Source organism: Nocardia sp. NPDC060249 (genome assembly GCF_042728755.1).
Classification (GTDB): domain Bacteria; phylum Actinomycetota; class Actinomycetes; order Mycobacteriales; family Mycobacteriaceae; genus Nocardia.
The window spans coordinates 107,508-131,138 of the sequence record NZ_JBHXAQ010000013.1; the positions used below are offsets into that span (position 1 = coordinate 107,508).

At 68.4% G+C, this 23,631-nt stretch carries 26 protein-coding genes and 1 riboswitch; of the genes, 17 read left to right on the forward strand and 9 right to left on the reverse strand.

All coding sequences use genetic code 11. The features are described from left to right. The first annotated feature begins 12 nt into the window (after positions 1-12). The 5 genes from ACFWFP_RS30215 to ACFWFP_RS30235 all read left to right on the forward strand — a co-directional run bounded on the left by ACFWFP_RS30215 (position 13) and on the right by ACFWFP_RS30235 (position 2,967). The gene (locus ACFWFP_RS30215) at positions 13-795 is read left to right on the forward strand and encodes an enoyl-CoA hydratase family protein (protein ID WP_379300668.1); all 783 of its coding nucleotides are present in this window, start codon (positions 13-15) and stop codon (positions 793-795) included. A 4-nt stretch (positions 796-799) separates the two neighbouring features. Beyond that, on the forward strand, positions 800-1,414 hold the full coding sequence (locus ACFWFP_RS30220) for a TetR/AcrR family transcriptional regulator (protein ID WP_101465384.1): 615 nt from the start codon (positions 800-802) through the stop codon (positions 1,412-1,414). 70 nt (positions 1,415-1,484) lie between these two features. Beyond that, the gene (locus ACFWFP_RS30225) at positions 1,485-1,691 is read left to right on the forward strand and encodes a DUF2191 domain-containing protein (RefSeq protein ID WP_358104280.1); all 207 of its coding nucleotides are present in this window, start codon (positions 1,485-1,487) and stop codon (positions 1,689-1,691) included. Beyond that, the gene (locus ACFWFP_RS30230) at positions 1,682-2,113 is read left to right on the forward strand and encodes a PIN domain-containing protein (protein WP_379300670.1); all 432 of its coding nucleotides are present in this window, start codon (positions 1,682-1,684) and stop codon (positions 2,111-2,113) included. Before ACFWFP_RS30225 ends, ACFWFP_RS30230 begins: the two co-directional genes overlap by 10 nt. Positions 2,114-2,187: 74 nt before the next feature. After that, positions 2,188-2,967 carry an SDR family oxidoreductase gene (locus ACFWFP_RS30235; protein WP_379300672.1) on the forward strand — a complete coding sequence of 260 codons (780 nt, stop codon included), beginning with the start codon at positions 2,188-2,190 and terminating at the stop codon, positions 2,965-2,967. 175 nt (positions 2,968-3,142) lie between these two features. Here the strand turns inward: ACFWFP_RS30235 and ACFWFP_RS30240 are convergent, their stop codons facing one another. From ACFWFP_RS30240 to ACFWFP_RS30250, 3 genes are all read right to left on the reverse strand, one after another. Then, complete coding sequence (locus tag ACFWFP_RS30240; RefSeq protein ID WP_379300674.1) at positions 3,143-5,230, reverse strand: glycosyltransferase family 39 protein; 2,088 nt, start codon at positions 5,228-5,230, stop codon at positions 3,143-3,145. Beyond that, complete coding sequence (locus ACFWFP_RS30245) at positions 5,227-6,525, reverse strand: glycosyltransferase (protein WP_379300676.1); 1,299 nt, start codon at positions 6,523-6,525, stop codon at positions 5,227-5,229. Before ACFWFP_RS30245 ends, ACFWFP_RS30240 begins: the two co-directional genes overlap by 4 nt. A 69-nt stretch (positions 6,526-6,594) precedes the next feature. Beyond that, positions 6,595-7,221 carry a class I SAM-dependent methyltransferase gene (locus tag ACFWFP_RS30250; protein WP_379300678.1) on the reverse strand — a complete coding sequence of 209 codons (627 nt, stop codon included), beginning with the start codon at positions 7,219-7,221 and terminating at the stop codon, positions 6,595-6,597. A gap of 57 nt (positions 7,222-7,278) precedes the next feature. On the opposite strand from ACFWFP_RS30250, the gene ACFWFP_RS30255 reads away from it, so the two are divergent. Next, the gene (locus ACFWFP_RS30255) at positions 7,279-8,097 is read left to right on the forward strand and encodes a TetR/AcrR family transcriptional regulator (RefSeq protein ID WP_379300680.1); all 819 of its coding nucleotides are present in this window, start codon (positions 7,279-7,281) and stop codon (positions 8,095-8,097) included. A gap of 169 nt (positions 8,098-8,266) precedes the next feature. On the opposite strand, the gene thiD is transcribed toward ACFWFP_RS30255, so the two are convergent. Continuing rightward, the gene (gene thiD, locus ACFWFP_RS30260; protein ID WP_379300682.1) at positions 8,267-9,115 is read right to left on the reverse strand and encodes a bifunctional hydroxymethylpyrimidine kinase/phosphomethylpyrimidine kinase; all 849 of its coding nucleotides are present in this window, start codon (positions 9,113-9,115) and stop codon (positions 8,267-8,269) included. Positions 9,116-9,192: 77 nt separating this feature from the next. On the opposite strand from thiD, the gene ACFWFP_RS30265 reads away from it, so the two are divergent. After that, positions 9,193-10,335 carry a GTP-binding protein gene (locus ACFWFP_RS30265; protein ID WP_379300684.1) on the forward strand — a complete coding sequence of 381 codons (1,143 nt, stop codon included), beginning with the start codon at positions 9,193-9,195 and terminating at the stop codon, positions 10,333-10,335. A gap of 103 nt (positions 10,336-10,438) precedes the next feature. On the opposite strand, the gene ACFWFP_RS30270 is transcribed toward ACFWFP_RS30265, so the two are convergent. After that, positions 10,439-11,575 carry an epoxide hydrolase family protein gene (locus ACFWFP_RS30270; protein ID WP_379300686.1) on the reverse strand — a complete coding sequence of 379 codons (1,137 nt, stop codon included), beginning with the start codon at positions 11,573-11,575 and terminating at the stop codon, positions 10,439-10,441. An 89-nt stretch (positions 11,576-11,664) separates the two neighbouring features. Here ACFWFP_RS30270 and ACFWFP_RS30275 point away from each other — a divergent pair, with 89 nt between their 5' ends. The 5 genes from ACFWFP_RS30275 to ACFWFP_RS30295 all read left to right on the forward strand — a co-directional run bounded on the left by ACFWFP_RS30275 (position 11,665) and on the right by ACFWFP_RS30295 (position 15,550). After that, the gene (locus tag ACFWFP_RS30275) at positions 11,665-12,312 is read left to right on the forward strand and encodes a TetR/AcrR family transcriptional regulator (RefSeq protein WP_379300688.1); all 648 of its coding nucleotides are present in this window, start codon (positions 11,665-11,667) and stop codon (positions 12,310-12,312) included. A gap of 88 nt (positions 12,313-12,400) precedes the next feature. Then, entirely contained in the window at positions 12,401-12,823 is a 423-nt protein-coding gene (locus ACFWFP_RS30280; RefSeq protein WP_379300690.1) for a VOC family protein, read from the forward strand. 45 nt (positions 12,824-12,868) lie between these two features. Then, positions 12,869-13,675 carry an ABC transporter permease gene (locus ACFWFP_RS30285; protein ID WP_379300692.1) on the forward strand — a complete coding sequence of 269 codons (807 nt, stop codon included), beginning with the start codon at positions 12,869-12,871 and terminating at the stop codon, positions 13,673-13,675. A gap of 91 nt (positions 13,676-13,766) precedes the next feature. Continuing rightward, positions 13,767-14,522, forward strand: a complete 756-nt coding sequence (locus tag ACFWFP_RS30290; RefSeq protein ID WP_379300694.1) for an ABC transporter ATP-binding protein — start codon at positions 13,767-13,769, stop codon at positions 14,520-14,522. A 32-nt stretch (positions 14,523-14,554) separates the two neighbouring features. Beyond that, positions 14,555-15,550, forward strand: a complete 996-nt coding sequence (locus ACFWFP_RS30295) for an ABC transporter substrate-binding protein (protein WP_379300696.1) — start codon at positions 14,555-14,557, stop codon at positions 15,548-15,550. Positions 15,551-15,601: 51 nt separating this feature from the next. On the opposite strand, the gene ACFWFP_RS30300 is transcribed toward ACFWFP_RS30295, so the two are convergent. Further along, the gene (locus tag ACFWFP_RS30300) at positions 15,602-16,846 is read right to left on the reverse strand and encodes a KasA/KasB family beta-ketoacyl-ACP synthase (RefSeq protein ID WP_379300698.1); all 1,245 of its coding nucleotides are present in this window, start codon (positions 16,844-16,846) and stop codon (positions 15,602-15,604) included. A 39-nt stretch (positions 16,847-16,885) separates the two neighbouring features. On the opposite strand from ACFWFP_RS30300, the gene ACFWFP_RS30305 reads away from it, so the two are divergent. From ACFWFP_RS30305 to ACFWFP_RS30325, 5 genes are all read left to right on the forward strand, one after another. Next, a complete protein-coding gene (locus ACFWFP_RS30305) occupies positions 16,886-17,449 on the forward strand; it encodes a TetR/AcrR family transcriptional regulator (protein ID WP_379300700.1) in 564 nt (187 codons plus the stop codon). A gap of 159 nt (positions 17,450-17,608) precedes the next feature. After that, positions 17,609-19,129 (forward strand): MFS transporter, encoded by a 1,521-nt coding sequence (locus ACFWFP_RS30310; RefSeq protein ID WP_379300702.1) that lies wholly within the window; start codon positions 17,609-17,611, stop codon positions 19,127-19,129. A 76-nt stretch (positions 19,130-19,205) separates the two neighbouring features. Next, positions 19,206-19,637 carry an SRPBCC domain-containing protein gene (locus tag ACFWFP_RS30315; protein ID WP_378633763.1) on the forward strand — a complete coding sequence of 144 codons (432 nt, stop codon included), beginning with the start codon at positions 19,206-19,208 and terminating at the stop codon, positions 19,635-19,637. Continuing rightward, complete coding sequence (locus tag ACFWFP_RS30320) at positions 19,627-19,956, forward strand: ArsR/SmtB family transcription factor (protein ID WP_378709678.1); 330 nt, start codon at positions 19,627-19,629, stop codon at positions 19,954-19,956. The genes ACFWFP_RS30315 and ACFWFP_RS30320 overlap by 11 nt, the downstream gene beginning before the upstream one ends. A gap of 16 nt (positions 19,957-19,972) precedes the next feature. After that, positions 19,973-20,479: an SRPBCC domain-containing protein gene (locus ACFWFP_RS30325; RefSeq protein WP_379300704.1), complete on the forward strand. Its 507-nt coding sequence runs from the start codon at positions 19,973-19,975 to the stop codon at positions 20,477-20,479. Here ACFWFP_RS30325 and ACFWFP_RS30330 read toward each other — a convergent pair whose 3' ends face one another. From ACFWFP_RS30330 to thiC, 3 genes are all read right to left on the reverse strand, one after another. After that, entirely contained in the window at positions 20,480-21,274 is a 795-nt protein-coding gene (locus ACFWFP_RS30330; RefSeq protein WP_379300706.1) for a thioesterase family protein, read from the reverse strand. Between the two features lie 128 nt (positions 21,275-21,402). Next, on the reverse strand, positions 21,403-21,636 hold the full coding sequence (locus ACFWFP_RS30335; RefSeq protein WP_379300708.1) for a hypothetical protein: 234 nt from the start codon (positions 21,634-21,636) through the stop codon (positions 21,403-21,405). Positions 21,637-21,744: 108 nt separating this feature from the next. Beyond that, a complete protein-coding gene (gene thiC / locus ACFWFP_RS30340) occupies positions 21,745-23,388 on the reverse strand; it encodes a phosphomethylpyrimidine synthase ThiC (protein ID WP_379300710.1) in 1,644 nt (547 codons plus the stop codon). Further along, a riboswitch (TPP riboswitch) is annotated at positions 23,384-23,508 on the reverse strand. (Overlaps the previous gene by 5 nt.) Positions 23,509-23,631: the final 123 nt, after the last annotated feature.

A 23,631-nucleotide genomic window follows, 5' to 3' on the forward strand; every position in this document is an offset into this window, starting at 1 on the left:
ACAGGAGTCCCGATGAGTGACGCGACGGAAGCACCGTTCGTCCGCTACGAGGTCGTCGACGGTTTCGCCACGTTGACCTTCGACTCGCCGCACAACCGGAATGCGCTCTCGTCCAAGCTCGTTCGTGAGCTGCTCGCCGGATTCGACGCCGCGGCAACCGATCCGGCTGTGCGCGGCATCGTCCTGGCCCACACCGGTGACACCTTCTGCGCGGGTGCCGACCTCAAGGAGGCGAGCAACGCCGATCCCGCGGTGGCGGCCGATGAGCGCACCCGCGTGATGATCGATGTGCTGCGCGGGATTCTCGCCTCGCCCAAGCCGGTGATCGCGCAGATCGACGGCAATGTCCGGGCTGGTGGCATGGGGATCATCGGGGCCTGCGATCTCGTCGTCGCGGGGCCGAGTAGCAGTTTCGCGCTCACCGAGGTGCGCATCGGGATGGCGCCGTTCATGATCTCGCTCACGCTGGTGCCGCGGCTGGACCAGCGGGCCGCGAGCCGCTACTTCCTGACCGGTGAGAAGTTCGACGCCGTGACCGCGCAGGAGATCGGTCTGGTCACCGTGGCCGCGCAGGACGCCGCCGCGGAGGTGAAACGCCTGAGTGGCGAGCTGCGCAAGGGGTCGCCGCAGGGGCTGGCCGAGTCCAAGAAACTGGTCAACGCGGCCGTGCTGGCCACCTTCGACGCCGAGGCCGAAGCACTCGCCAAGAGGTCAGCGAGCTTCTTCGGTACCCCCGAGGTGATCGAGGGCATGACGGCCTTCTTCCAGAAGCGTCCGCCCAGCTGGGCACAATAGTCCGATGGCGACACCCCACGAACCCAAGCAGGACCGCAGCCGGGCCACCCGGCAGCGGCTGCTGGAGGCGACCATCGACTGCCTGGCCGAAACCGGCTGGGCAGCCGCCACCGTGTCGGTGGTCGCCGAGCGGGCCGGGGTGTCGCGCGGCGCCGCCCAGCACCATTTCCCCACCCGCGAGGACCTGATCACCGCCGCGCTCGAGTTCATGTTCGAGTTCCGGATGGACCAGGCCAAGGCCGAAGCCGAAACGGTGAACGCGGTCGCCCAGGGGGAAGGCCGTACGCGCGCCGTCGTCTCCGCGCTGGTCGAGTCCTACACCACCCCGTTCTTCAAAGCCGCGCTCCAGGTCTGGACCCACGCCGCCGCCGACCCGGCCCTGCGCGAACGCATCCTGCCCCTGGAAGCCCGGTTCGGCCGCATCTCCCATCGCCGCGCCATCGAAGCCCTCGGCGTCGACGACTCCGACCCGGTCACCCACCATCTCGTCCAGGCCACCCTCGACCTGGCCCGCGGCCTCGGCCTGGCCGACGTCCTCACCGACGACTCCGCCCGCCGCAAACTCATCGTCGACCAGTGGGCCGCGACCCTGCACACCGCCCTGAATCTGTCCCACTGAACCCTTGTGACCTGGTCGTTTCTGGGTATATAGTGCGGCCATGGGGGAATATATATCGAGGGACTGTGCGATGACCAAACGCCTGATCGAGATCGACGACGAGCTACTCGAGTCCGCGCAAGACGCGCTCGGGACCACCGGCGTCTCCGATACCGTTCGTGCGGCTCTCCACTCGGCAGCGGTCACGGCGGCCCGAGCCCGCCATGTCGAGTGGCTCATCAACGGGGGGCTGGCAGAGATGGCCGATAAAGATCGGCGCGACGACGTATGGCGGTGACAGCGCGATACCTGGTCGATACCAGTGCACTCGCGCGGATGCCTCGTCCGGAGGTTGCCGGTTACCTCGTTCCGCTCATCGACGCGGGAGTCGTCGCCACCTGTGCCGCGATCGACGCCGAGATCCTCTACAGCGCGCGCAATCCTGTCGAGTACGAACAACTCCGATCAGATCGGCGCGCGCTGTTCGAGTATCTACCGACCAACGACGAACACTGGCAGAGCGCGTTCGCGATTCAGCGCGAATTGGCGCGCTCCGGCCGCCACCGCGCGGTCGGTATTCACGATCTACTCGCGTCGGTGCTCGCGATCGAACATCGCCTCGTTCTTTTCCACTACGACTCCGATTTCGAGACGGTCGCCTCGGTGGTGGACCTCAATCACCGCTGGGTCGCGCCTCGGGGGAGTCTCGAGACGTCGTGACCGGGTGATGTCACACTCCGGTCGCCCACCTCGTCGACTCTGTGAACGCGGAAGAAGCGACGAAGGAGTGGATCATGGTGGAGCAGAAGAAGATCGCGGTGGCGGGGGCGACCGGGCGGTTGGGGCGGCATGTGGTGGAGGTGCTGGTCGAGCGCGGGTACGACGTTGTCGCCTTCTCGCGGGCCGACGGTGTCGACATCGAGACCGGTGCGGGTCTCGACGAGGCGTTGACCGGCGTCGACATCGTGATCGACGCGTCGAGCACGCCCTCGGCCGATCAGCAGGTGGCGACCGAGTTCTTCACCGCTTCCGCCCGGAATCTGCACGCGGCGGGGGAGCGGGCCGGGGTCGAGCGGCTGGTCGTGGTGTCCATCATCGGGATCGACGGCTCGCTCGCCGGGTACAACGCCGCCAAGCTCGCCCATGAACAGGAACTGCTCAAAGGCGCTCTGCCGGTACAGATTCTGCGTGCGGCGCAGTTCCACGAACTCGTCGAGGTGATGGTCGGGTGGGGTACGCAGGATGCCGTCGCCTACGTTCCTGGCATGCGCACCCAGCTGGTCGCCGCGCGAACAGTCGCCGAGGCGCTGGTCGATCTCGCCGCGAATCCGATTGCCGCCGAGGATATTCCGTTCCCGGAGATCGCAGGACCGCGGCCGGAGACCATGGCCGGTGCGGCCACCGTCCTGGTCGAGGCCCGCGGCGATGCGCTGCAGATCATCGAAACCTCCGACCCCGCCAACCCCGACCGCGAGCAATTCGAGAACGGCACCCTCCTGCCGTCTGCGCACGCCACCCTGGCCGGTCCCTCCTTCGCCGAGTGGCTCGCCGGCACGGTGCCCGCCGCCCGCTGACGCGGCTTACCCGGGTGGCTCCTGCGAATGCCACTACGCCCGCTCTTCGACGCGGCCGACGTCGGGCCGAGCAGCGGCGGTGGTGACCGCATGGTGGGCGACATATGGGCGACCACTCAAGGCTGGGCCCGGCGGATCGGGGTGGTCCGCCGGGCCCAGCCTGACGTCGCGACGGCTACGACTTCGGTTGGGTGAGGTCGTAGAGCGTTACTCCGTCGACCGTCGTGGCCGAGTAGTTCGCCGTCACCCAGGCGGTGATCGCCGAGCTGGTCGATGCGCTGTTCCCACCGGGGCCGCCGCGCCCACCACCGACGAAGTAGTGGATCTTTCCGTCGGCCACGTACTGCTGGAACTGTTCGAGGGTAGGTGACGGGTCGCTGCCGTTGAACCCACCGATCGGCATCACCGGCAGTTCGGTGGCGAGCTGATACCCGGCGGCGCTGTTGGAACCGACCGCCGCCGCGACCCAGGTGTAGTCGGTGCCGTTCGACTCGAGCAGGGTGACGATCTGATCGCTCGGCCGTGATCCGCCCAGCAATCCACCCGCGCCACCCATGCGCTGGTCACCGCCGTTCGAACCCCGTGCGGAACCGTCCGGCATCGCCGTGCCGTCTTGCCCCTGCGCGCCGGCGTCCGACGGCATGCCGGTCGGCGCACCCGTGGCCGCACCGTCCGGGGGCGTACCGCCGGGCGCGGCACCGTCCCTGGCTCCGGTGGTGGCGGATCCCTCGGCGCCGGGCCTGCCACCGTCGCCGCCTGGCCGCATACCGGGTCCACCCATTCCGTGCATCCCGCCGGAACTCGGTCCGGCGGAGGGGATCGCACCGGAATGCGCGGACGCGAGGGTGTCGACCGAGTAGGCGATCGGCCCGGCGAGGCCGATGAACGCCGCGGCGAGCGCCACGATCACCGACTGCTTGCGAGCCAGTGGGAACACAAAGGCAATGGTGGTAACGACGCCGGCTGCAAGAATCGCCCATCGCAACCACGGCTGGAAGGAAGCACTGCGCGAGAGCAACATCCACGCGGTCGCCGTGGTGAGCCCGATGGCCACAGCACCTGCGCACCGCACCCACAACCGATCACGCGAACCCCAGATCTGCACGGCCCCGATTCCGGCCAGCGCCGCGACAGCGGGCGCGAGCGCCACCGTGTAGTACTGGTGGAAGATCCCCGCCATGAAGCTGAACACCAGCCCGGTGACGAGCAGCCAACCACCCGAGAGGATCAGCGCGGCGCGTCGATGATCGGTGCGCGGCGCTCGCCCGCGCAGTGCGAGCCCGACCACGAGCGCGAGCAACGCCGCCGGAATCAACCACGCGATCTGACCGCCCTGCGCGGGTTCGAACATCCGGGTGATCCCGGTGCTTCCCCACATCCCGTTGCCGCCGGCGGGCAATTCCCCGCCCGGCCCGACACTGCCGGTCTCGTTGCCGTTCAGCCGCCCGAGCCCGTTGTATCCGAGGGTGAGCTCGATGATCGAATTGTTCTGCGACCCACCGATCCATGGCCGCGAGTCCGACGGCCACAGCTCCACCGCCACTATCCACCACCCCGCGCCGGCCACCATCGCCGCACCGGCGGCGAACAACTGCGCGACCCGCTTCCCCAGCTTCGGGGGTCCGGCGATCAGATACATCAGAGCCAGCGGCGGCACCACCAACAGCACCTGCAACTGCTTGGCCAGGAAGCCGAATCCGATGAACGCGCCGGTGAGTAGCAACCAGCGCCACCGGCCGTCCGCGACCGCCCGGGTCATCGCCCACGCGGCCGCGATCATCAGCAAGACGAGCAGCGCGTCGGGATTGTTGAACCGGAACATCAGCATGGCAACGGGAGTCACCGCGAGCACCGTGCCCGCGATCAATCCCGCGGCGGGCCCGAACGACCTGCGCACCGTCGCCCACAACAGTGCGACGCTGGCGACGCCGAGCAGCACCTGCGGCACCAGCATGCTCCAGCTGTTGAGCCCGAACAGCCGGACCGACAGTTCCATCACCCACAGCGAAGCGGGTGGTTTGTCCACGGTGATCGAGTTGGCGGCATCGGAGGAGCCGAAGAAGAACGCCTCCCACGATTGCGAACCTGCCTGTACCGCAGCGGCATAGAAGTCGTTGGCCCAGCCGTTGGCGCTCAGATTGACGAGATAGGCGATCAGCGTGCCGAGCAGCAACACCGCCAATGCGGGTAGTTCCCAGCGCTTTCGGGTCGGCGGTGCTGTCACGGTGCCGACCGGTGCGGGGGGTGCGATCGTCGTGGTCATCGTCGGACCCCCACCGCGTCCGCGCGCACTGCCGAATCCGCGTTGTCCGTGGTGACGAGCACCGGCGAGACCGTCGTGGTCCGATCGGCGCCCGCGTGCCGGAACACCCAGCGCAGGCCGACGAAACGAGCCAGGGTCGCCACGAGATTGGCGGTGATCAGGACGGTGAGTTCCACCGCGACGGGTGCGTCGGGTGCCCAGCGATGTAGCGCGAACAGGGACCCACTGGTGATCGCCAGCCCGAACGCGAAGATGGCCAAGCCCTGGAACTGGTGCGACATCGCGTTGCCGCGTCCGCGCACGCCGAAGGTGAATGCCCGGTTGGCGGCCGTATTGCCCACGGCGGTGACCAGCAGCGACATCAGATTGGCGCCCTGACTGCCGACCAGCGGCTGCAACAGCAGATACAGGGCGATGTAGGCGAGGGTCGAGGTCACCCCGACGATCGCGAAGCGCACCAGCTGCCCGACCATGCCGAGCGGCACCCCGGCGACCAGCGGTTCACGTCCGACAGCGGCTCTCAGCTCGTCCAGCGGGAGGGCGCCGGTGGTCAGCGCCCTGGTCAACCGCCAGATCCCGCGCAGGTCCTTGCGCGCGGTGTCGACGATGTCCACCCGGCTGTCGGGATCGTCGATCCAGTCGACGGGCACCTCGTGAATCCGCAGTCCCGCGCGCTCGGCCAGCACCAGCAGCTCGGTATCGAAGAACCATTCGCCATCCCGAACCAGCGGCAGCAGTTCGCGCGCGACCTCGGTGCGCACGGCTTTGAATCCGCACTGCGCATCCGAGAAGCCCGCCCGCAGCGTGGTTTTCAGCAGCAGGTTGTAGCAGCGGGAGATGATCTCACGCTTGGGTCCGCGCACCACGCGAGCCGACGCGTCGAGCCTGGTGCCGATCGCGAGATCGGAATGCCCGGACACCAGCGGCGCGATCAGCGGCAGCAGCGCGTCCAGGTCGGTCGACAGGTCGACGTCCATGTACGCGACCACCGCCGCGTCCGAGGCCGCCCACGCGGTCCGCAATGCCCGCCCACGCCCTTTGGCGTCCAGGTGCAGTACTCCCACGCCGTCGAGTTCCGCGGCCAGCAACTCCGCCACCGCCAGGGTGGCGTCGGTGCTGGCATTGTCGGCGATGGTGATGCGGGCCGTGAACGGGAATCCGGCCCGCAGATAGGCGTGCAACCGCCGCACGCACAGCCCGAGATCGACCTCTTCGTTGTAGACGGGTATCACTACGTCGAGCACCGGCGCGCGGCTGCTCTGCATGGCCTTCTGCTCGGCCTCGGTCTGAGTCATGACACCCAGACTCGATGGCCGCGCTGCCACCGAGCTGGGACCGAGCTGGGAGGTTGCTGGGGATCGTGGTCAGCCGCGACGCAGGCGCAGCACGCTGTCGGCCCGCTGGCCGGCCACACCGTCGGGGCTGGTCGAGGGGCTGTGGACCAGCTCGGCGGTCTCGACCTGCCACTCGGGCCCGAGCTCGAGCTGCTCGAGCACCTGCTCGATGGTCGGGAACACATGAGCGTGCATCTCGCTCGAGGCCCAGCTCGGCGCGGCCGCGTGTGCGCCGATCACCAGCACGCCACCGGGCGCGACGGCGGCCGCCGCGCTGCGCAGAATCCCGGCCCGCTCGTCCGGCAGTTCCACCGGGGAGTGCAGGAACTGCGCCGACACCAGGTCGAAGGTGCCTGCCGGGAAGCTCGCCTGGAGGTCGTGGCGCTCCCACACGATCGTCACGCCTACTTCGGCGGCCCGCCGCGCGCCACGCTCCATCGCGGTGGCGGAGATGTCGGCGGCGGTGACCTGCCAGCCGCCCTTCGCCAGCCAGATCGCGTCGGCGCCCTCGCCGCAGCCCAGGTCGAGGGCGGTCCCGGGGGTCAGCTCGGAGACCTCACGCACCAGCAGGGGGTTCGGGTTACCGGTCCAGATCTGCTCACGTTCGCGGTAGAAGTCTTCCCAGAACTCTTCGGCGTTCGCCACGGTCTCGGTCATCGATGCTCCTGGTCAGTCAGGGTGAAGGGATCGTCCGATAGTGCATCGGGAGCTCCGATGGGCGCCAGAAATTTTGCTGTTTCAGCAAATGTGTTCCCGCTCTCGGTGGGGTGCGTAACCCCCGGTACGGCCCGTCCTAGTATTACTACCGTGACGCGCGGTTACCCCAAGACGGACGAGGCGCCGCGGCGTCGTGTCGACGCGCGGACCGAACGCTGGCGTGAGCATCGGGTGCAGGTGCGTATCGAATTCGTCGACGCCGCGTTCCGGGCGCTCGATCAGGTCGGGCCCGATGTGAGCATGGGCGATATCGCAAAAGAAGCGGGTGCGGCCAAGCCGAAGCTGTATCGCCACTTCGAGGACAAGACCGACCTCTACAACGCCATCGTCGACCGGGTACGCGACATGCTCTGGGAGCGTGTGCTCACCAGCGTGAATCTCACCGACGATTCGATCGCCGAACTCGTCCATACCGCGGCCACCGAATACGTGGCGGTCGTGTCGGCGCATCCGAATGTCTTCCGGTTCATGCTGCACAGCCATTTCAGCCAGCAGGCCAAGGAAACCGAACGCGCGCTGGTCGCGGCCCGCCAGTCGGCGCGGCGGGCGGCGGAATTCTTCGCGGGCCTGCTGCCGACGGAATCGATCGACGTGACCGGGATCGAATTGGTGAACTATTCGATTTTCGGCGCGGTCGCCTCGGCCACGGACTGGTGGCTCGGCGCGAACCAGCGCGAAGTATCGGCGATGCCGGTCGAGCGCTTCGTCGACTATCTGGCCGAGAGCATCTCGGCGCTGGCGCAGGCGCACGCCCGCTTCAACGGGGTCAAGATCGACCCGTCGCAACCGCTGCGCTCGGCTTTCGGTCTCGGCTGACATCTCGCGCCCGACACGAACTCCGTTGTTCTCGCCGATCACGTCATTGGGGTCGACGGGGGGCGCGATGGGTTCAGTATGAACCCGGGCACCGACAAGTTCGTGACGCCACGCTAGGCGTACCTGCGCCTCCGCTGCGGCCGTGCGCGGCTGAGGAACGCTGCGCCGATCAAGCGTCGGCGCGCAGTCTCCAGAGTGGTGAGACGGGGCCGTGACCCGCGCCGAGATCGTAGGAGGCGGCGAGGCAGCGGTAGGTCCACTCCTTGGCGAACTCCACCGCGTCGGGGACCGGGTAGCCGTTGGCAAGCGCGCTGGCGATCGCCGCGGCCAGGGTGTCGCCACCGCCGTGATCGTTGCCGGTGGCGATGCGCGGTGCGCTGAACTCACGGAACGTATCGCCGTCGTAGAGCAGGTCGGTGCTGAATTCCGAGGCGCGCAGGTGCCCGCCCTTCACGATCGCCCACTGCGCGCCCAGCGCGTGCAAGGCCTCGGCGGCCTTGCGCGCGGTGGCGTCGTCGACCACCTCGATGCCGGTGATCAGACGCACCTCGTCGAGGTTGGGGGTCACGACGGTCGCCAGCGGAATCAGCGTATTGCGCACTGCCTCCAGGGCTTCCGCGTGCAGCAGCGGGTCCCCGTGCATGGAGGCCGCGACCGGATCGACCACCAGCGGGATGGTGCCCTCGCGCCCGATTCCGAGCTCGCCGCACACCCCGGCGACGGCCTCGATGATCGCGGTGGAGGCGAGCATGCCGGTCTTGGCCGCGCCGATGCCGATATCGCGAACGACGGCCCGCACCTGATCGGCCACGATCTGCGGTGGGATCTCGTGAAAACCGCTGACGCCCACCGTGTTCTGCACGGTCACGGCCGCCACCGCCACGCAGGCGTGCACCCCGCACAGCGCCATGGTGCGCGAATCGGCCTGGATGCCCGCGCCGCCACCGGAGTCGGTGCCCGCGATGGTGAGCGCGCGAACGGGGGTCTGGCCATCGGGGGTCAGCGGCAACATCTTCACGCCCCAACCCTACGACCGCGCTCGCCGTCGCGAGACCCCACCTGGGCACTGCAAATGAAAACCATTATCATTAACTCGTGACCAACACCCTGACACCTCTGCCCGTCACCGTCCTGTCCGGCTTCCTCGGCGCCGGCAAGACCACGCTGCTCAACCACATCCTCGCCAACCGCGACGGCCGCCGGGTGGCGGTGATCGTCAACGACATGAGCGAGGTCAACATCGACGCCGCGCTGGTCGCGGGCCAGGGGCACCTCGATCGCACCGAGGAGAAACTGGTCGAACTCACCAACGGCTGCATCTGCTGCACCCTGCGCGAGGACCTGATCGAAGCGGTCGCGCGGCTGGCGCGCGAGGGCCGCTTCGACCAGCTGGTGATCGAGTCGACCGGTATCTCCGAACCCATGCCGGTGGCCGCCACCTTCGACTGGGAGTTCGACGACGGATTCCGCCTCGGCGACATCGCCCGCCTCGACACCATGGTCACCGTCGTCGACGCCTCGACCTTCCTGGCCGAACTCGTCCGCGGGCAGGCCCTCGCGGAACGCGATCTGGAAGCGGGCGAGGGCGATGCCCGCTCGATCGCGGATCTGCTGGTCGACCAGGTGGAGTTCGCCGACGTGTTGTTGATCAACAAGACCGATCTGGTCAGCGCGAACGCCGCGGCCACGGTGGAGGCGACGGTGCGCAGGCTCAACCCGCGAGCGCACGTGCTGCGAACCGAAAAGGGCGTTGCCGATCTGAACGAAGTGCTTGCCACCGGACGCTACAACCCGGTGGTCGCGGCCGAATCCGATGGCTGGGCCGAGGAATTGGCGGGCGGACACACTCCTGAGACCGAGGAGTACGGGATCAGCAGCTTCACCTTCCGCGCCGACCGGCCCTTTCATCCGCAGCGTCTGGCCGCCGCGCTGGAGCGATTGCGGGGGATGTTGCGCAGCAAGGGCTTCTGCTGGATCGCGAGCCGCCCCGAGCTGGCGGCGATCTGGTCGCAGGCGGGCCCGAATCTGACCTTCGAACCCGGCGCGTGGTGGTCGGAGCTGGAAGTGCCCGCCGGACAGGAGCTCGTGTTCATCGGGGTGCGCCTCGACGCACCCGCCCTGCGGCGCGAACTCGGCGCCGCACTGCTCACCGAGGCGGAGTTCGCGGCGGGCCCGAGCGCGTGGACCGGCTACCCGGATCCGTTCCCGGCCTGGGCCGATCTGCACGAGCATCACTGATTGGCATCATTGGTGCGCGTATCACACTGCGCTGGTGCATGATTCGAATGGGTCGCGACCCACGCACCGATGAGGGGAGCGTGGGCCGCGGCACCTGAACGAATCAGGCGAGCCCGGCGAAGAACTCGCGGATGTCGCCGACCAGCACCTCGGGTGCCTCGTGCGCGGCATAGTGTCCGGCCGCGTCGTTCGTGCCGCCCGTGCCCGCGCTGGTGTCGTAGGAATGCCAGCTGACGATCTTGCTGTGGTCGCGCTCGGCGAAGCGGCGGATCGACTGGAAATCACCGGCGAACATGGCCAGCCCGGTCGGGACCGTGGTCGGCTCGGTCGGGTGCTCGGTGGCGTGCGCGTCCTCGTAGTAGAAGCGCAGCGACGAACCGGCCGTCCCGGTGAGCCAGTACAGCGCCACATTCGCGATCACGAACCGCGCGTCGAGCGACTCACCGAACAGCTGCGCGTTCCAGCCGAGCAGCCCCACCGGGGAATCGGCGAGCGCGTAGGCCAGGGTCTGCGGCTGCTGGCTGTGCAGGGTGTTGAAGGCCATCTTGTTCTCGTGGAACCACTGAAGATGTTGCAGCGCGGCCATATCCGCCTCGGACAGACCCTCGAACTCGGCCGGGTCGCCGGACGGGAACGAGAACAGCTGGGTGACGTGCACGCCGATCACGTTCTCGGGTGCGATGCGGCCGATCTCGGGGGAGACCATCGAGCCGCCGTCGTTGCCGATGGCGCCGTAGCGCTGGTAGCCCAGGCGCGCCATCAGCTCGGCCCAGGCGCGGGCGGTGCGGTAGCGGTTCCAGCCGGTGCTGCGGGTGGGGCCGGAGAAGCCGAAACCGGGCAGCGAGGGGATGACCAGGTGGAAGGCGGGCTGATCGGCCGATTCCGGCTCGGTGAGCGGTGCGATCACGTCGAGGTATTCGAGGACCGAACCGGGCCAGCCGTGGGTGAGGATCACCGGCGTCGCGTCGGCGCGCGAGGAGCGGATGTGCAGGAAGTGGATGTCCTCACCCTCGATCTCGGTGGTGAACTGCGGGTGGGCGTTGAGCTCGGATTCCACCGCGCGCCAGTCGAACTCCTCGAGCCAGTACTTCGCGAGGGTCGTGACCCGGTCGGCGGGCACGCCGTACGCGTCGCCGACGCCGGGCAGCTCGTCCGGGTACAGGGCGCTGCGCAGACGGTTGGCGAGATCGTCGAGCCGGGCCTGCGGAACTTCGATCTGGAACGGGGTGATGGTGGCCATGTCGACTCCTCTTATTGAAACGGAATGCTTCGTTCTGTTCAAAACGTAGCAGAACGGATCGTTCCGTTTCAAGTGGTAGGCTGAAATTCATGGCGAACCAGACCGAAACCGCAGATCAGCCGCGCTTGCCCGGCCGCAAGGCGCAGGCCGCGCGCAACGACGGCCTGATCCTCGACGCCGCCCGCGCGGTGTTCCTCGACGATCCGAACGCGCCGATCGCCGCCGTCGCGGAACGAGCGGGGGTCGGGATCAGCGCGCTCTACCGGCGCTATCCGAGCAAGGAGGTGCTGCTGCGCACGCTCTGCCACGAGGGACTGCGCCGGTTCAACGCCGAAGCCGACGCGGCGCTGGCAGATTCGGATGGGTGGCGGGGGTTCGTCGGATTCCTGGAGCGGGTCGTGGCGGCCGACGTGCACTCGCTCACCGTGCGCCTGGCGGGCACCTTCACTCCCGACGAGTCGATGCTTCCCGACGTCGTGCAATCGGGCGAGGCAGGCGAGGAGCTGGTCCGTCGCGCGCACGCGAGCGGCCGCCTCCGCCCCGACGTCGACGCCCTCGACCTCGGCCTGATCTTCGAGGCGTGCGCCGCGATCACGATGCCGGACCCGGTGCGCACCGCCGAACTGCGCCGGCGGGTTCTCGCGTTGATGATCGACGGGCTCACCGCCGAGGGCGCGCTGCCGGGACCGCCGCCGGTCTCCGGAGAATTCGCGTGGCGATGGGAGCGCAGGCTCTGACCATGGCGCGCGGCCGATTCGTCGCTGCGCCGCGCGCGAAGCTGGCAGACTCGGCGCATCACCCCGGACTACAACGCGGAGGCGCGTAGTGAACTGGACTCTGGAAGTTGTGATCGTCCCGGTCTCCGATATCGACCGGGCCAAGGATTTCTACGCCACCCAGCTCGGCTTCGCCGTCGACCACGACACGGTGATCTCCGACGACGTGCGCATCGTGCAACTCACCCCGCCCGGCTCGGGCTGCTCGATCGTCATCGGCAAGGGCGCGGTGCCGGAGATGGCGCCCGGCTCGCTGAAGGGTCTGCAACTCGTGGTTCCCGATATCGAGCAGGCGCACGCGGAGCTGGTGGCGAGGGGAGTCGAGGTCAGCGAGGTGCGCGAGCTCGGCAAGAATCCGCGGCCCGTCCCGCAGCCGCTCGACAATGTCGGCTTCGTCTTCTTCAGCGATCCCGACGGGAACAGCTGGGCGGTGCAACAGATCTCCAGCCGAGCCGACAAATCCTCGAGCTGATTCGAACCCTGTCGGTATACCGCTTCGGGCGGGCACCATGCTCGCATGCTGTTGGAGAGGCACACCGATACCGGCGAGCGATGGATCCCGCTGTACCGTCGCCCGGGGTTCCTGCGTGCGCTCTCGCCGATCGCGGTGCTGGTCGTCTGGCAGCTCGCCAGCGCCAGCGGCTCGATCCCGGCCAAGAAACTGCCCGCGCCGTCCGCGGTGCTGGACGCGGGCCTGGAAACCTACCGATCGGGCCAGCTCACCGAGGCCCTGCTGGTCTCCGGCCAGCGCGCGCTGTACGGCTTCGCGCTCGGCGCTGTTCTCGCGCTGGTACTCGGCGTGCTCGCCGGGCTGAGCAAGATCGGTGAGTACGCGGTCGATCCGCCGCTGCAGATGATCCGCACCATCCCGCTGTTCGGCCTGATCCCGCTGTTCATCATCTGGTTCGGCATCGGCGAGGAACCCAAGGTCTATCTGATCGCCCTCGGCGTGTTCTTCCCGCTGTACCTCAATACCTTCTCGGGCATCCGCCAACTCGACCCCAAACTGCTCGAGCTCGGCAGCGCCCTGCACCTCGGACTCGCCGAACGACTGCGCCTGCTCGTGCTCCCCGGTGCCCTGCCGCAGATCCTGGTCGGCGCGCGCCAGAGTCTCGGCATCGCCTGGCTCTCGCTCATCGTGGCCGAACAGATCAATGCCAGTGCGGGACTCGGCTTCGTCGTCAACAATGCTCGCGAATTCCTGCGCACCGACATCGTGGTGTTCGGCCTGGTGGTCTACAGCCTGCTCGGCCTGCTCACCGACTCCATCGTGCGACTGCTCGAACGCCGCGCGCTGCGCTGGCGCCCGGCGGTGCACCGCTGATGTCCGCTTCTTCCGCCGACTCGAGGACTCACCCCGTCCCGAGAGTGGGCAGGCCCGCTACCCGCCGCCGTTCGATCGCGAGGTTCACATCATGACCGCTGCCGCCGCCACGACCGTTACCTCTATCTCCGCGCGGCCTGCGCGCGCCGCCGCGGCTCGAATCACCGGTCTCAGCAAGCGATTCGGTGAGCGCACCGTGCTCGACGGGATCGAGCTCGAGATCGGCGCGGGCGAGATCGTCGCGCTGGTCGGGCGCAGTGGCTCCGGCAAGTCCACGCTGTTGCGGATCCTCGGCGGCCTCGATACCGCTACTCGCGGTGAGGTTTCCGTCGAAGGCAGGCCGACGATCGTCTTCCAGGAACCCCGCTTGATCCCGTGGCAGCCGGTGGTGCGCAATGTCGCCCTCGGCAGGCCGAAGCCGCGCAATCGACGGGCCGACGAGCGATCCGCCCGTGACCTGCTCGCCGAGGTCGGACTCGCCGGTCGCGCCGACGCGTGGCCGCTCACCCTGTCCGGTGGTGAGGCCCAACGGGCCGCGCTGGCACGGGCATTGGTGGCCGAGCCGACGCTGCTGCTGCTCGACGAGCCCTTCGGCGCCCTCGATGCCCTGACCCGGCTGACGATGCACGAGCTGCTCCTCGGCCTGCACACCCAGCGCGAATTCGGCGTCCTGCTGGTGACCCACGACGTGCTCGAGGCGATCACCCTGGCCGATCGCGTTCTCGTCCTCGACGACGGCCGCATCGCCGCCGAGGTGCCCATCGAGCTGCCACGCCCACGTACCGCCGCCGCGCCGGAAGTCGCCGAGTACGCGACGCACCTGCTCGCGCTGCTCGGCGTGCACTGAATCCTCCGCACCATCGCACGAAAGTTGTTCCCGTGAAACGCACTCCGCTGTCCCGCCTGGCAGGCCTTGCCCTCGCCGTCGTCGCAACGCTCGCGCTGAGCGCGTGCGGCGACGACGCGGCGACCGAGGCCGCGCCCTCGGGTCCGGTCGATCTCAGCACCGTCACACTGAAAGTCGGTGATCAGAAGGCGATTTCGATCGAGGTGCTGTTGAAGGCGTCGGGTCAACTGGAGAACCTGCCGTACAAGATCGAATTCTCCACCTTCACCGCCGGTCTGCCGCTGGTCGAGGCGGCGAGCGCGGGCGGCATCGACATCGCCCAAACCGGCAATACCCCGGTGATCTTCGGCGCGGCCGCCGACGCCGACATCAAGATCGTCGGGGCTCTCTCGGCCACCGGCAAGGGTGACGCGATCCTGGTCGGCAAGGACTCCACGATCGGTTCGGTCGCGGCGCTCAAGGGCAAGAAGGTCGCCGTCTACAAGGGCAGTTCGGCCAACGCCAATCTGCTCCTGCAACTGCAGAAGGCGGGCCTGTCGCTGAGCGATGTCGAGCCGGTCTACCTCGCTCCCGGCGACGGCTACACCGCGCTCACCCGCGGTGACGTCGAGGCGTGGGCCACCTGGGACCCGTACACCGCCATCGCGGAAAAGGAGATCGGCGCCAAGTCGATCGCCACCGCCGACCAGGCCGCCAACGGCTACAACTTCTGGGTGGCGGGCAACAAGACCGTCGCCGACGCGGGCAAGTCCGCCGCCCTCGCCGACTTCTTCCAGCGCTACGCCGCCGCCACCAAGTGGTCCTCGGACAACCTCGACACCTGGTCGACCAAGTACGCCGAATTGACCCAGATCAGCGTCGACGCCTCCCGCACCACCTGGACCCGCTCGATCAAGGAGCCGATCAAACTCACCGACCAGGTCATCGCCTCGGAACAGGAAATCGCCGACGCCTTCACCAAGGCCAAAGCGATTCCCGGCAAGGTCGACTTCAAGTCCTTCGTCGACACCCGCTTCGACAAGGCGTAGATCTCGCCGAGCCACCGCGGCGCCGTCGATCCCTCCGGATCGGCGGCGCCGCTAGGCTTTTCCGAACGCGAGCGCGACATTGTGGCCGCCGAACCCGAACGAGTTGCTGACGGCGTAGTCGATCCGGTGCGGGCGAGCCGCCCCGGCGACGATATCGAGATCTATCGCGGGGTCCGCGTGGTCGAAATTCAGTGTGGGCGGCACGATCTGCGCACGCAGGCTCAGGATCGTGAGCACCGATTCGAGCGCGCCCACCGCGCCGATCGAATGACCGAGTGCTGATTTCGGCGCGTACACCGAGGCTTCCGGAGCGACCGCGGTGATCGCCGCCGCTTCGGAAGCATCGCCGATCGATGTCGACGTCGCATGCGCGTTCACGTGATCGATATCGGAGACCCGCAGCCCCGCAGTGTGAATCGCCTTGCGCATCGCCCGCGCCGCGCCGGTGCCCGCCGGATCGGACGCCACGATGTGGAAGGCGTCGGAGGTGATGCCCGCACCGAGCACTCGCGCGTGGATCCGAGCGCCGCGCGCCTTCGCGTGCCGCTCGGATTCGAGCACGAGCAGCGCGCCCGCCTCGCCGAAGACGAAGCCGTCGCGGTCGCGGTCGAACGGCCGAGAGGCACGCTCGGGTTCGTCGTTGCGGGTACTCATCGCCCGCATCATCGCGAAGCCCGCGATGGGGACCGGGTCGATATGTCCTTCGACGCCACCGGTGACCACCACATCGGCCTCGCCGGTGCGGATCAGCCGCCACGCGTGCGCGATCGCCTCCGACCCCGACGAGCAGGCCGAAACCGGGGCGAAAACCCCACCCTGCGCGCCGATTTCGAGTCCGACGGTGGCGGCGGGTCCATTGGGCATCACCATCGGCACGGCCAGCGGCGAGACCTTGCGGTAGCCGCCCGCCCGCATCGCGTCGACGGCATCGATCAGCGCGTCACCGCCGCCGAGCCCGGTACCGATGGCGACGGCGAGCCGCTCCCGGTCGACTTCCGGCGCGCCCGCCGCCTGCCAGACCCGCCTGCCGAGGACGAGAGCCATGCGTTCGACGTAGGAATGCCTGCGCTGCTCGATCCGCGTCAGCTCGGCATCGGGCGAGGTGACGAGTGGTCCGCCGATCCGCACCGGCAGATCGTGTGCGGCAAGGAACTCCGTGGGTAGCGCACGGATTCCGCTCTCGCCGCGCAGCAGGCGCGACCAGGTCTCGTCCATGGTGTCGGCCAGTGCGGTGGTCGCCGCGTACGCGGTCACCACCACATCGTGCCGAGTTTCTGAAGCGATCGGTACAGTCACGATGACATGAATACCTGTAGCACTCGCTACAGTCAACCCATGGCCCGTCCCCTCGATCACCGCAAGCGCGCCGACCTGCTGGCCGGTGTCGTCGCCTACATCGCGTCGCACGGCTTGGCCGAGCTCTCGCTGCGACCGCTGGCCGCGGCGCTCGGGACCAGCTCGCGCATGCTGATCCACTACTTCGGAACCAAGGAGGAACTGCTGGTCCAGGCATTGGCGACCCAGCGGCCCGACCTCGCCGCGCTGTTCGCCGACATCGTGGAGCCCGCACAGTTGCCCGAGCGACTGATCGGCTTCTTCGACGTGAATTCCGACGGCGCCGAAGCCGACAGCGTGCGGGTGCTGCTGCAGGTGCTCGGTGCCGCGTGCGCCCCCGGCTCGCCGTACCAGGACTACGCCAACGCCGCGATCGCCACCTTCGTCACCGAACTCGCCGCCGCGCTGCGCCGGGCCGGGCCGGCCGGGGATCCCGAGGTGGTGGCCACGCTGCTGGTCTCCGGATTGCGCGGCATCATCCAGGACCGGGTGATCACGGGCGACCGGGAACGTACGGGCCGCGCCGCGCGCGCCCTCATCGAAGCGGTCCTGCTGCCCGGCTGAGCGCCCGCCGGTGATCGGGTCGCGTCCGGCCGGGGTCGGCTTTCGCGTGCCCGGATCGCGGCTGGACCTGCCGCGAGCATTGCCGGGCGGGCGTCACTGTTGTGGGTAGCTTGTCGTCAACGGACGTCGAGGGCCGAGCGGGCCGGTGAGGTGGCCAGGGTGAGCGAAGCGCGGGAGGAGTCCTACGGGTCGGTGCGCTGGGTGATGCTCGGGGTGCTGTGCGCCAGCCTGCTGCTGGTGGCGATGGATGCCACGATTCTCAATGTGGCGCTGCCGTCACTGATCGAGGATTTGCAGGTCGGGCCGCTGGAGCAGCTGTGGATCATCGATATCTACGGGCTGGTGCTCGGCGGGCTGCTGATCACCACCGGCGCGCTCGGTGATCGGGTGGGGCGAAAGTTGTTGTTCATCAGCGGGTTCGTGCTGTTCGGTATCGCTTCGGTGGTCGCGGCCACCGCGGGGAGCGCGGCGCAGTTGATCGGTGGGCGGGTACTGCTCGGGATCGGCGGTGCGATGGTGATGCCGTCGACGCTGTCGCTGATCCGCAACATCTTCACCGATGTGCGCGAACGCACCATGGCCATCGGGATCTGGGCGGCGGTCGCCGGTGTCGGCGCGACGGTCGGGCCCATCGTCGGCGGGTTTCTCGTCGAGCACTTCGGGTGGTCGTCGGCGTTCTGGCTCAACGTGCCGGTGGTGCTCGTGACGGTGGCGGTGGGGCTGTGGGTGTTGCCGGAATATCGTGCGCCGCAGGCGGGCGGCCTTGACTGGTTCGCCGCGGCGCTGTCGGTGGCGGGCATCGTCTGCCTGGCGTGGGGCATCAAGCATCTCGCGAAAGGTGGAGCGAGCGAGGTGGACTGGGCGATCCTGCTGATCGGCATCGCCGCGCTGGCGCTGTTCACCCGCCGTCAGCTCACCGCCACCGACCCGCTGCTCGATGTGCGGCTGTTCCGCAACGGCGCGTTCACCGCGGCGGCCGTCGCGACGCTGCTGGCCATGATGGCGATCGGCGCGGCCATGTTCCTGATTTCGCTGTGGCTGCAATACGTCCACGGCTACAGCCCTTCGCAGGCGGGCATCCGGATGTTGCCCGCCGCGCTCACCCTGCTCACCGCTTCCCTGCTCACGCCGTTTCTGATGGAGAAGTTCGGTGTCCGCGCGGTGCTCGGTTTCGGTCTCGGCGCCGTTGCCCTCGGCTTCCTGCTGTTGGCGGTGAGTCCGGAACCCACCACCTATCCGGTGGTGGCGCTGGTGCTGGTGTCGTTCGGTCTCGGCGACGGCATGGCCGTGACCGCTGCGGCGGCGGTGCTGGTCGGCGCCGTGCCCGCCGATCGGGCGGGTCAGGCGGGCGCGGTGGAGGAGACGAACTATGAAGTCGGTGTCGGTTTCGGCGTCGCCCTGCTCGGCAGCCTGCACGCCAGGATCTTCAGTCAGCACATGACGGGCCTGCCCGTCCCCGCCGACAAGCTCGACCAGGCGAGCGGCTCGATCGGCGGGGCGGCCGAGGTGGCCCCCGATCTACCCGAGCCCTCTCGCGACGAACTCGCGCACGCCGCGAGCCATGCCTTCGACGTCGCCCTCACCACCACGTCCTACATCTCGGCGGCCGTCGTCGCGGTGGTGGCTGTCGGCACGGTCTGGCTGGTTCCGAAGGGCTTCCGCGTCACCGGTGGCCACTGACAACACCCTTGACGCAACCCATTGGTCGCAATACTCTGAGTTGCAATCAATCGGTTGCAATATATGAGGAGGCGTCATGGGATTCCCTGATCAGATCGTCCGGACCGTCGAGCTCGCGCATCCGCCCGCCAAGGTGTGGGCTGCCATCACCACCGCGGAAGGGCTGGGGAGCTGGTTCGGCAATACCGCCGAGATCGACCTGCGGCCGGGCGGGGACATGCGGATGACCTGGAAAGAAGGGTTCGCCGCCGACATGCGGGTGGAGCGGGTCGAGGAGCCCTCGGTGTTCGGCTACACCTGGCCGATCAACGGACTGCCCGACGACGACCCGCGACGCACCTATGTCGAATTCAGCCTCGAGCCGGTCGGCGACGGCACCCGGCTGACCGTCACCGAGACCGGCTTCGCCCAGCTGCCCGACGAGGCGCACAAGGAGGCGTTCGAGGGCAATGTCGGCGGCTGGAAGAGCGAGCTGGGCGAGCTCGTCGAGTACCTCGATGCGGCCTGAGCTGGAGGCCACCGCCGAACGGGTCTTCGTCGCGCTGGCCGATCCGAGCAGGCGGTCGGTACTGGCCGCACTCGCCGCGCACGGTCCGGCCACCGCGACCGACCTCGCCGATCGGCTGCCCATCACCCGGCAGGCGATCGCGAAACACCTGGCCCTGCTCGCGGATGCGGGACTGGTGATCGCGGAACCGGGGGAGCGGCGGCGCGTGCGCTACCGCCTCGATTCCGCCCCGATGCAAGTGGCACAACAATTCCTGGCCGCCCTGTCCCGTGACTGGGACGGCCCACTCGACGCGCTCCGCCGCCATCTCGACGGCTGAGCCGGAAGGAAACGCGATGAGCGACAACGACTTCACCGCCACGATCACCGTCGACAAGACTCCCGACGAGGCGTTCGCGGCCGTCAACAACGTGTGGGCGTGGTGGTCGGAGACCATCGAGGGCAGCACCGGCACGGTCGGCGACAGCTACCTCTTCGAGGTTCCCGGACTGCACCGCTGCACCATGACGACCACCGTGTCGATCCCGGGCAAGCGCCTGGTCTGGCACGTCAGCGACTCGCACCTGTCCTTCATCGCCGACACCGCCGAATGGGAGGACACCGACGTCGTCTTCGACATCACCGAAAACGCCGACGGCACCGAAATCCGGTTCACCCATGTGGGTTTGGTACCCGCCGGCGAATGCTACGAGGTGTGCTCCAACGCCTGGGGCGCCTACATCACCACCAGCCTGCGCGGTCTGCTCACCACGGGTGAAGGCGACCCGTTCCGGCGGACGAGCACGGGCGAGTCGGAGTTGCGCAAGCACGGCAACGCCGACCTGGTGCAGCCGCGTCCCTGATCAGCCTCGCGGTGCGATGAGCAGCGTCTGGGTGCTGCGCCCGATCGGCCCGGTCTCGTCGAACAGCGCGGATTCGGCGAGGCCGATGCCGTGCGGTTGGGGATGGGTGACCGCGTCCAGGCACACCCACTCGCCGACCGGCTGACGATGCAGGGTGACGGTGAGGTCGGTGTTGATGAACAGGTACTTCGACCAATCGAGGACCGCGCTGACCCCGTTGCCCGAATCGGCGGCGGCCAGGGTGCGCTCCAGCGGGCTCGGGGTGGTGCCCGCGACGATCGGGTACTTCAACCGGATCCAGCAGGTCGCAGGCCCCGGCGCGGCGAAAGAGCCTGCGGTGAAACGGTATTCGATGCCGGTGTGGAAACCGATCTCCTGCTCGGAGGGAAACTGCTCCGGCTCCGTCGCCGCGGGCAGCGGCCTGGTGCCGGTCGGCAGGAACTCGGCGGGCAGATCGAGGGCGGGCTCGGCGAGTTTGAGGCGCCACGCGTTGGCCTGCATCACCGGTCCGCGCTCCGACGACAAGGTCGCCTCGATCAGTTCGACACTGCGACCCGACCGCACCACCTTCGCCTGCGCGGTGAGCGGAGCCAGCGGCACCGGCCCGAGAATCTCGACGGCGACTCGTCCGACCTGGAATCCCGGCCGGGGCTCGCACCGTTCGATCACATGCCCGAGCAGAGCGGACGGCGGTCCGGCGTGCTGGGCGTCCGGCGACCACGGGCCCCGGGTCAGCTCGGTCGAGAGGTACCGGTTCGGGTCCGCGGGGTCTCGGCGGTAGAAGGCATCGGCCACCCGGCCGACGTTACCCCGCGCGACGATCCGGGACAGCCGCGGTGTTCGTGGGTGGTGTCGGCGCAGCCGGGCGAGCTCACCGATCGCCGCGCGACCAACCACGGAGTTCGGTCGCGCGGCGGTCAGACCTAGGCGCTGCCGGTGGTGAGGGCTGTGAACAGGTCGAACAGCGGACGCAGGGCGCACGGGCTGGTGTCGGAGGTGCAGCCGATGGACGACGAGCCGGAGTCGGCGACCGGGAGGGACGCGGCCTGGGCGGTGCCGAGCGGTGCGGCGACGGACAGGGCGGCGGCCGCGAGGGCCCCGGCGACGATGCGCTTCATTGATTCACTCCAGTGCTCGGCGTGCCGGTTGGTCGACACGCCGCCAACGTTACTGATCGCCAGGGCGAGCGAAAGCCCCGAAATCCAGGGTGCGACGCCCGCCCGATCGCGGAGATCGGACGGGCGTCGACGAGGGTGTGCGGGGAGTCAGGAGACGACCGGGAGGTACACCTTGCTGCCCTGGTCGGCGAACTCGGCGGACTTCTCGGCCATGCCGGCCTCGATGGCGGCCACATCGGTGAGCCCCTGCTTCTCCGCGTACTCGCGCACGTCGGCGGAGATACGCATCGAGCAGAATTTCGGACCGCACATCGAGCAGAAGTGGGCGGTCTTGGCGGGCTCGGCGGGCATGGTCTCGTCGTGGTACTCGCGGGCGGTGTCGGGATCGAGCGAGAGCGCGAACTGGTCGTGCCAGCGGAATTCGAAACGGGCCTTGGACAATTCGTTGTCCCGGTCCTGGGCGTGCGGGTGCCCCTTGGCGAGGTCGGCGGCGTGGGCGGCGATCTTGTAGGTGATCACGCCGACCTTGACGTCGTCGCGGTTGGGCAGCCCCAGATGCTCCTTCGGGGTGACGTAGCAGAGCATCGCGGTGCCCGCCTGGGCGATGATCGCGGCGCCGATGGCCGAGGTGATGTGGTCGTAGGCGGGCGCGATATCGGTCGCGAGCGGGCCGAGGGTGTAGAAGGGCGCCTCTTCGCAGAGCTCTTCCTCGAGCCGCACGTTCTCGACGATCTTGTGCATCGGCACGTGGCCGGGGCCTTCGATCATCACCTGCACGCCATAGGATTTCGCGATCTTGGTGAGCTCGCCGAGGGTGCGCAGCTCGGCGAACTGGGCCTCGTCGTTGGCGTCGGCGATGGAGCCGGGACGCAGGCCGTCACCGAGGGAGAAGGTGACGTCGTAGCGCGCCAGGATCTCGCACAGTTCACGGAAGTGCGTGTACAGGAACGATTCCTGGTGATGCGCCAGACACCACGCGGCCATGATGGATCCACCCCGCGAGACGATGCCGGTGACGCGCTTGGCGGTGAGCGGGATGTAGCGCAACAGCACGCCCGCGTGCACGGTCATGTAGTCGACACCCTGCTCGCACTGCTCGATCACGGTGTCGCGGTACATCTCCCAGGTGAGCTTGGTGGGATCACCGTTCACCTTCTCCAGCGCCTGATAGATCGGGACGGTGCCGATCGGGACCGGCGAATTGCGCAGAATCCACTCGCGGGTCTCGTGGATGTTCTTGCCGGTGGACAGATCCATGATGGTGTCGGCGCCCCAGCGCGCGGCCCACACCATCTTCTCCACCTCTTCGGCGATCGACGACGACACCGCCGAGTTGCCGATATTGGCGTTGATCTTCACCAGGAACTTCTTGCCGATGATGGTCGGCTCCAGCTCCGGGTGGCGATGGTTGGCCGGAATCACCGCGCGACCGAGCGCGACCTCGTCGCGCACCAGTTCGGGCGAGACGCCCTCGCGGGCGGCGATGAACCGCATCTCGGGGGTGATGATGCCCTGGCGAGCCCAGGCGAGCTGGGTCGGCGGGCCGTCGACGGTCGGGGAGTCCCATCCGTCGCGCAGTTTCGGCAACCCGGCTTCGAGGTCGATCACCGCGTCGTCGTCGGTGTACGGACCCGAGGTGTCGAAGACATCGAAGTGGTCGCCGTTGGTGAGGTTGATCCGGCGCACCGGGATGCGCAGGTCGTCTACCTGCTGATAGTGCTTGACGCTGCCCTGGATCGGACCGGTCGTGACGGTGTCGACCGTCCTGTCAGAAGACGTGTTCGAGCCCACGATATTTCCTCCCTACGCCGGCATTACCCGGTCAGGTTCATACGGTCGACGGCCCTGAATCGCCCGATATGGGCTAGCCGTCCTCTCAGCCCGCTGGTGCGAGCCCCCGTGCTTGTTCGAGCGCTGGTGCGCTCGAGTTCGCGGCCCCTTGTGTCCCGCCGATGGGAGGCCGTTGCTTGCTCCTTCGTCGGCGAAGCCACCGCCGCCCAACCGGGGGGCGGGCGCGCACCCCCCCCGAGCGGC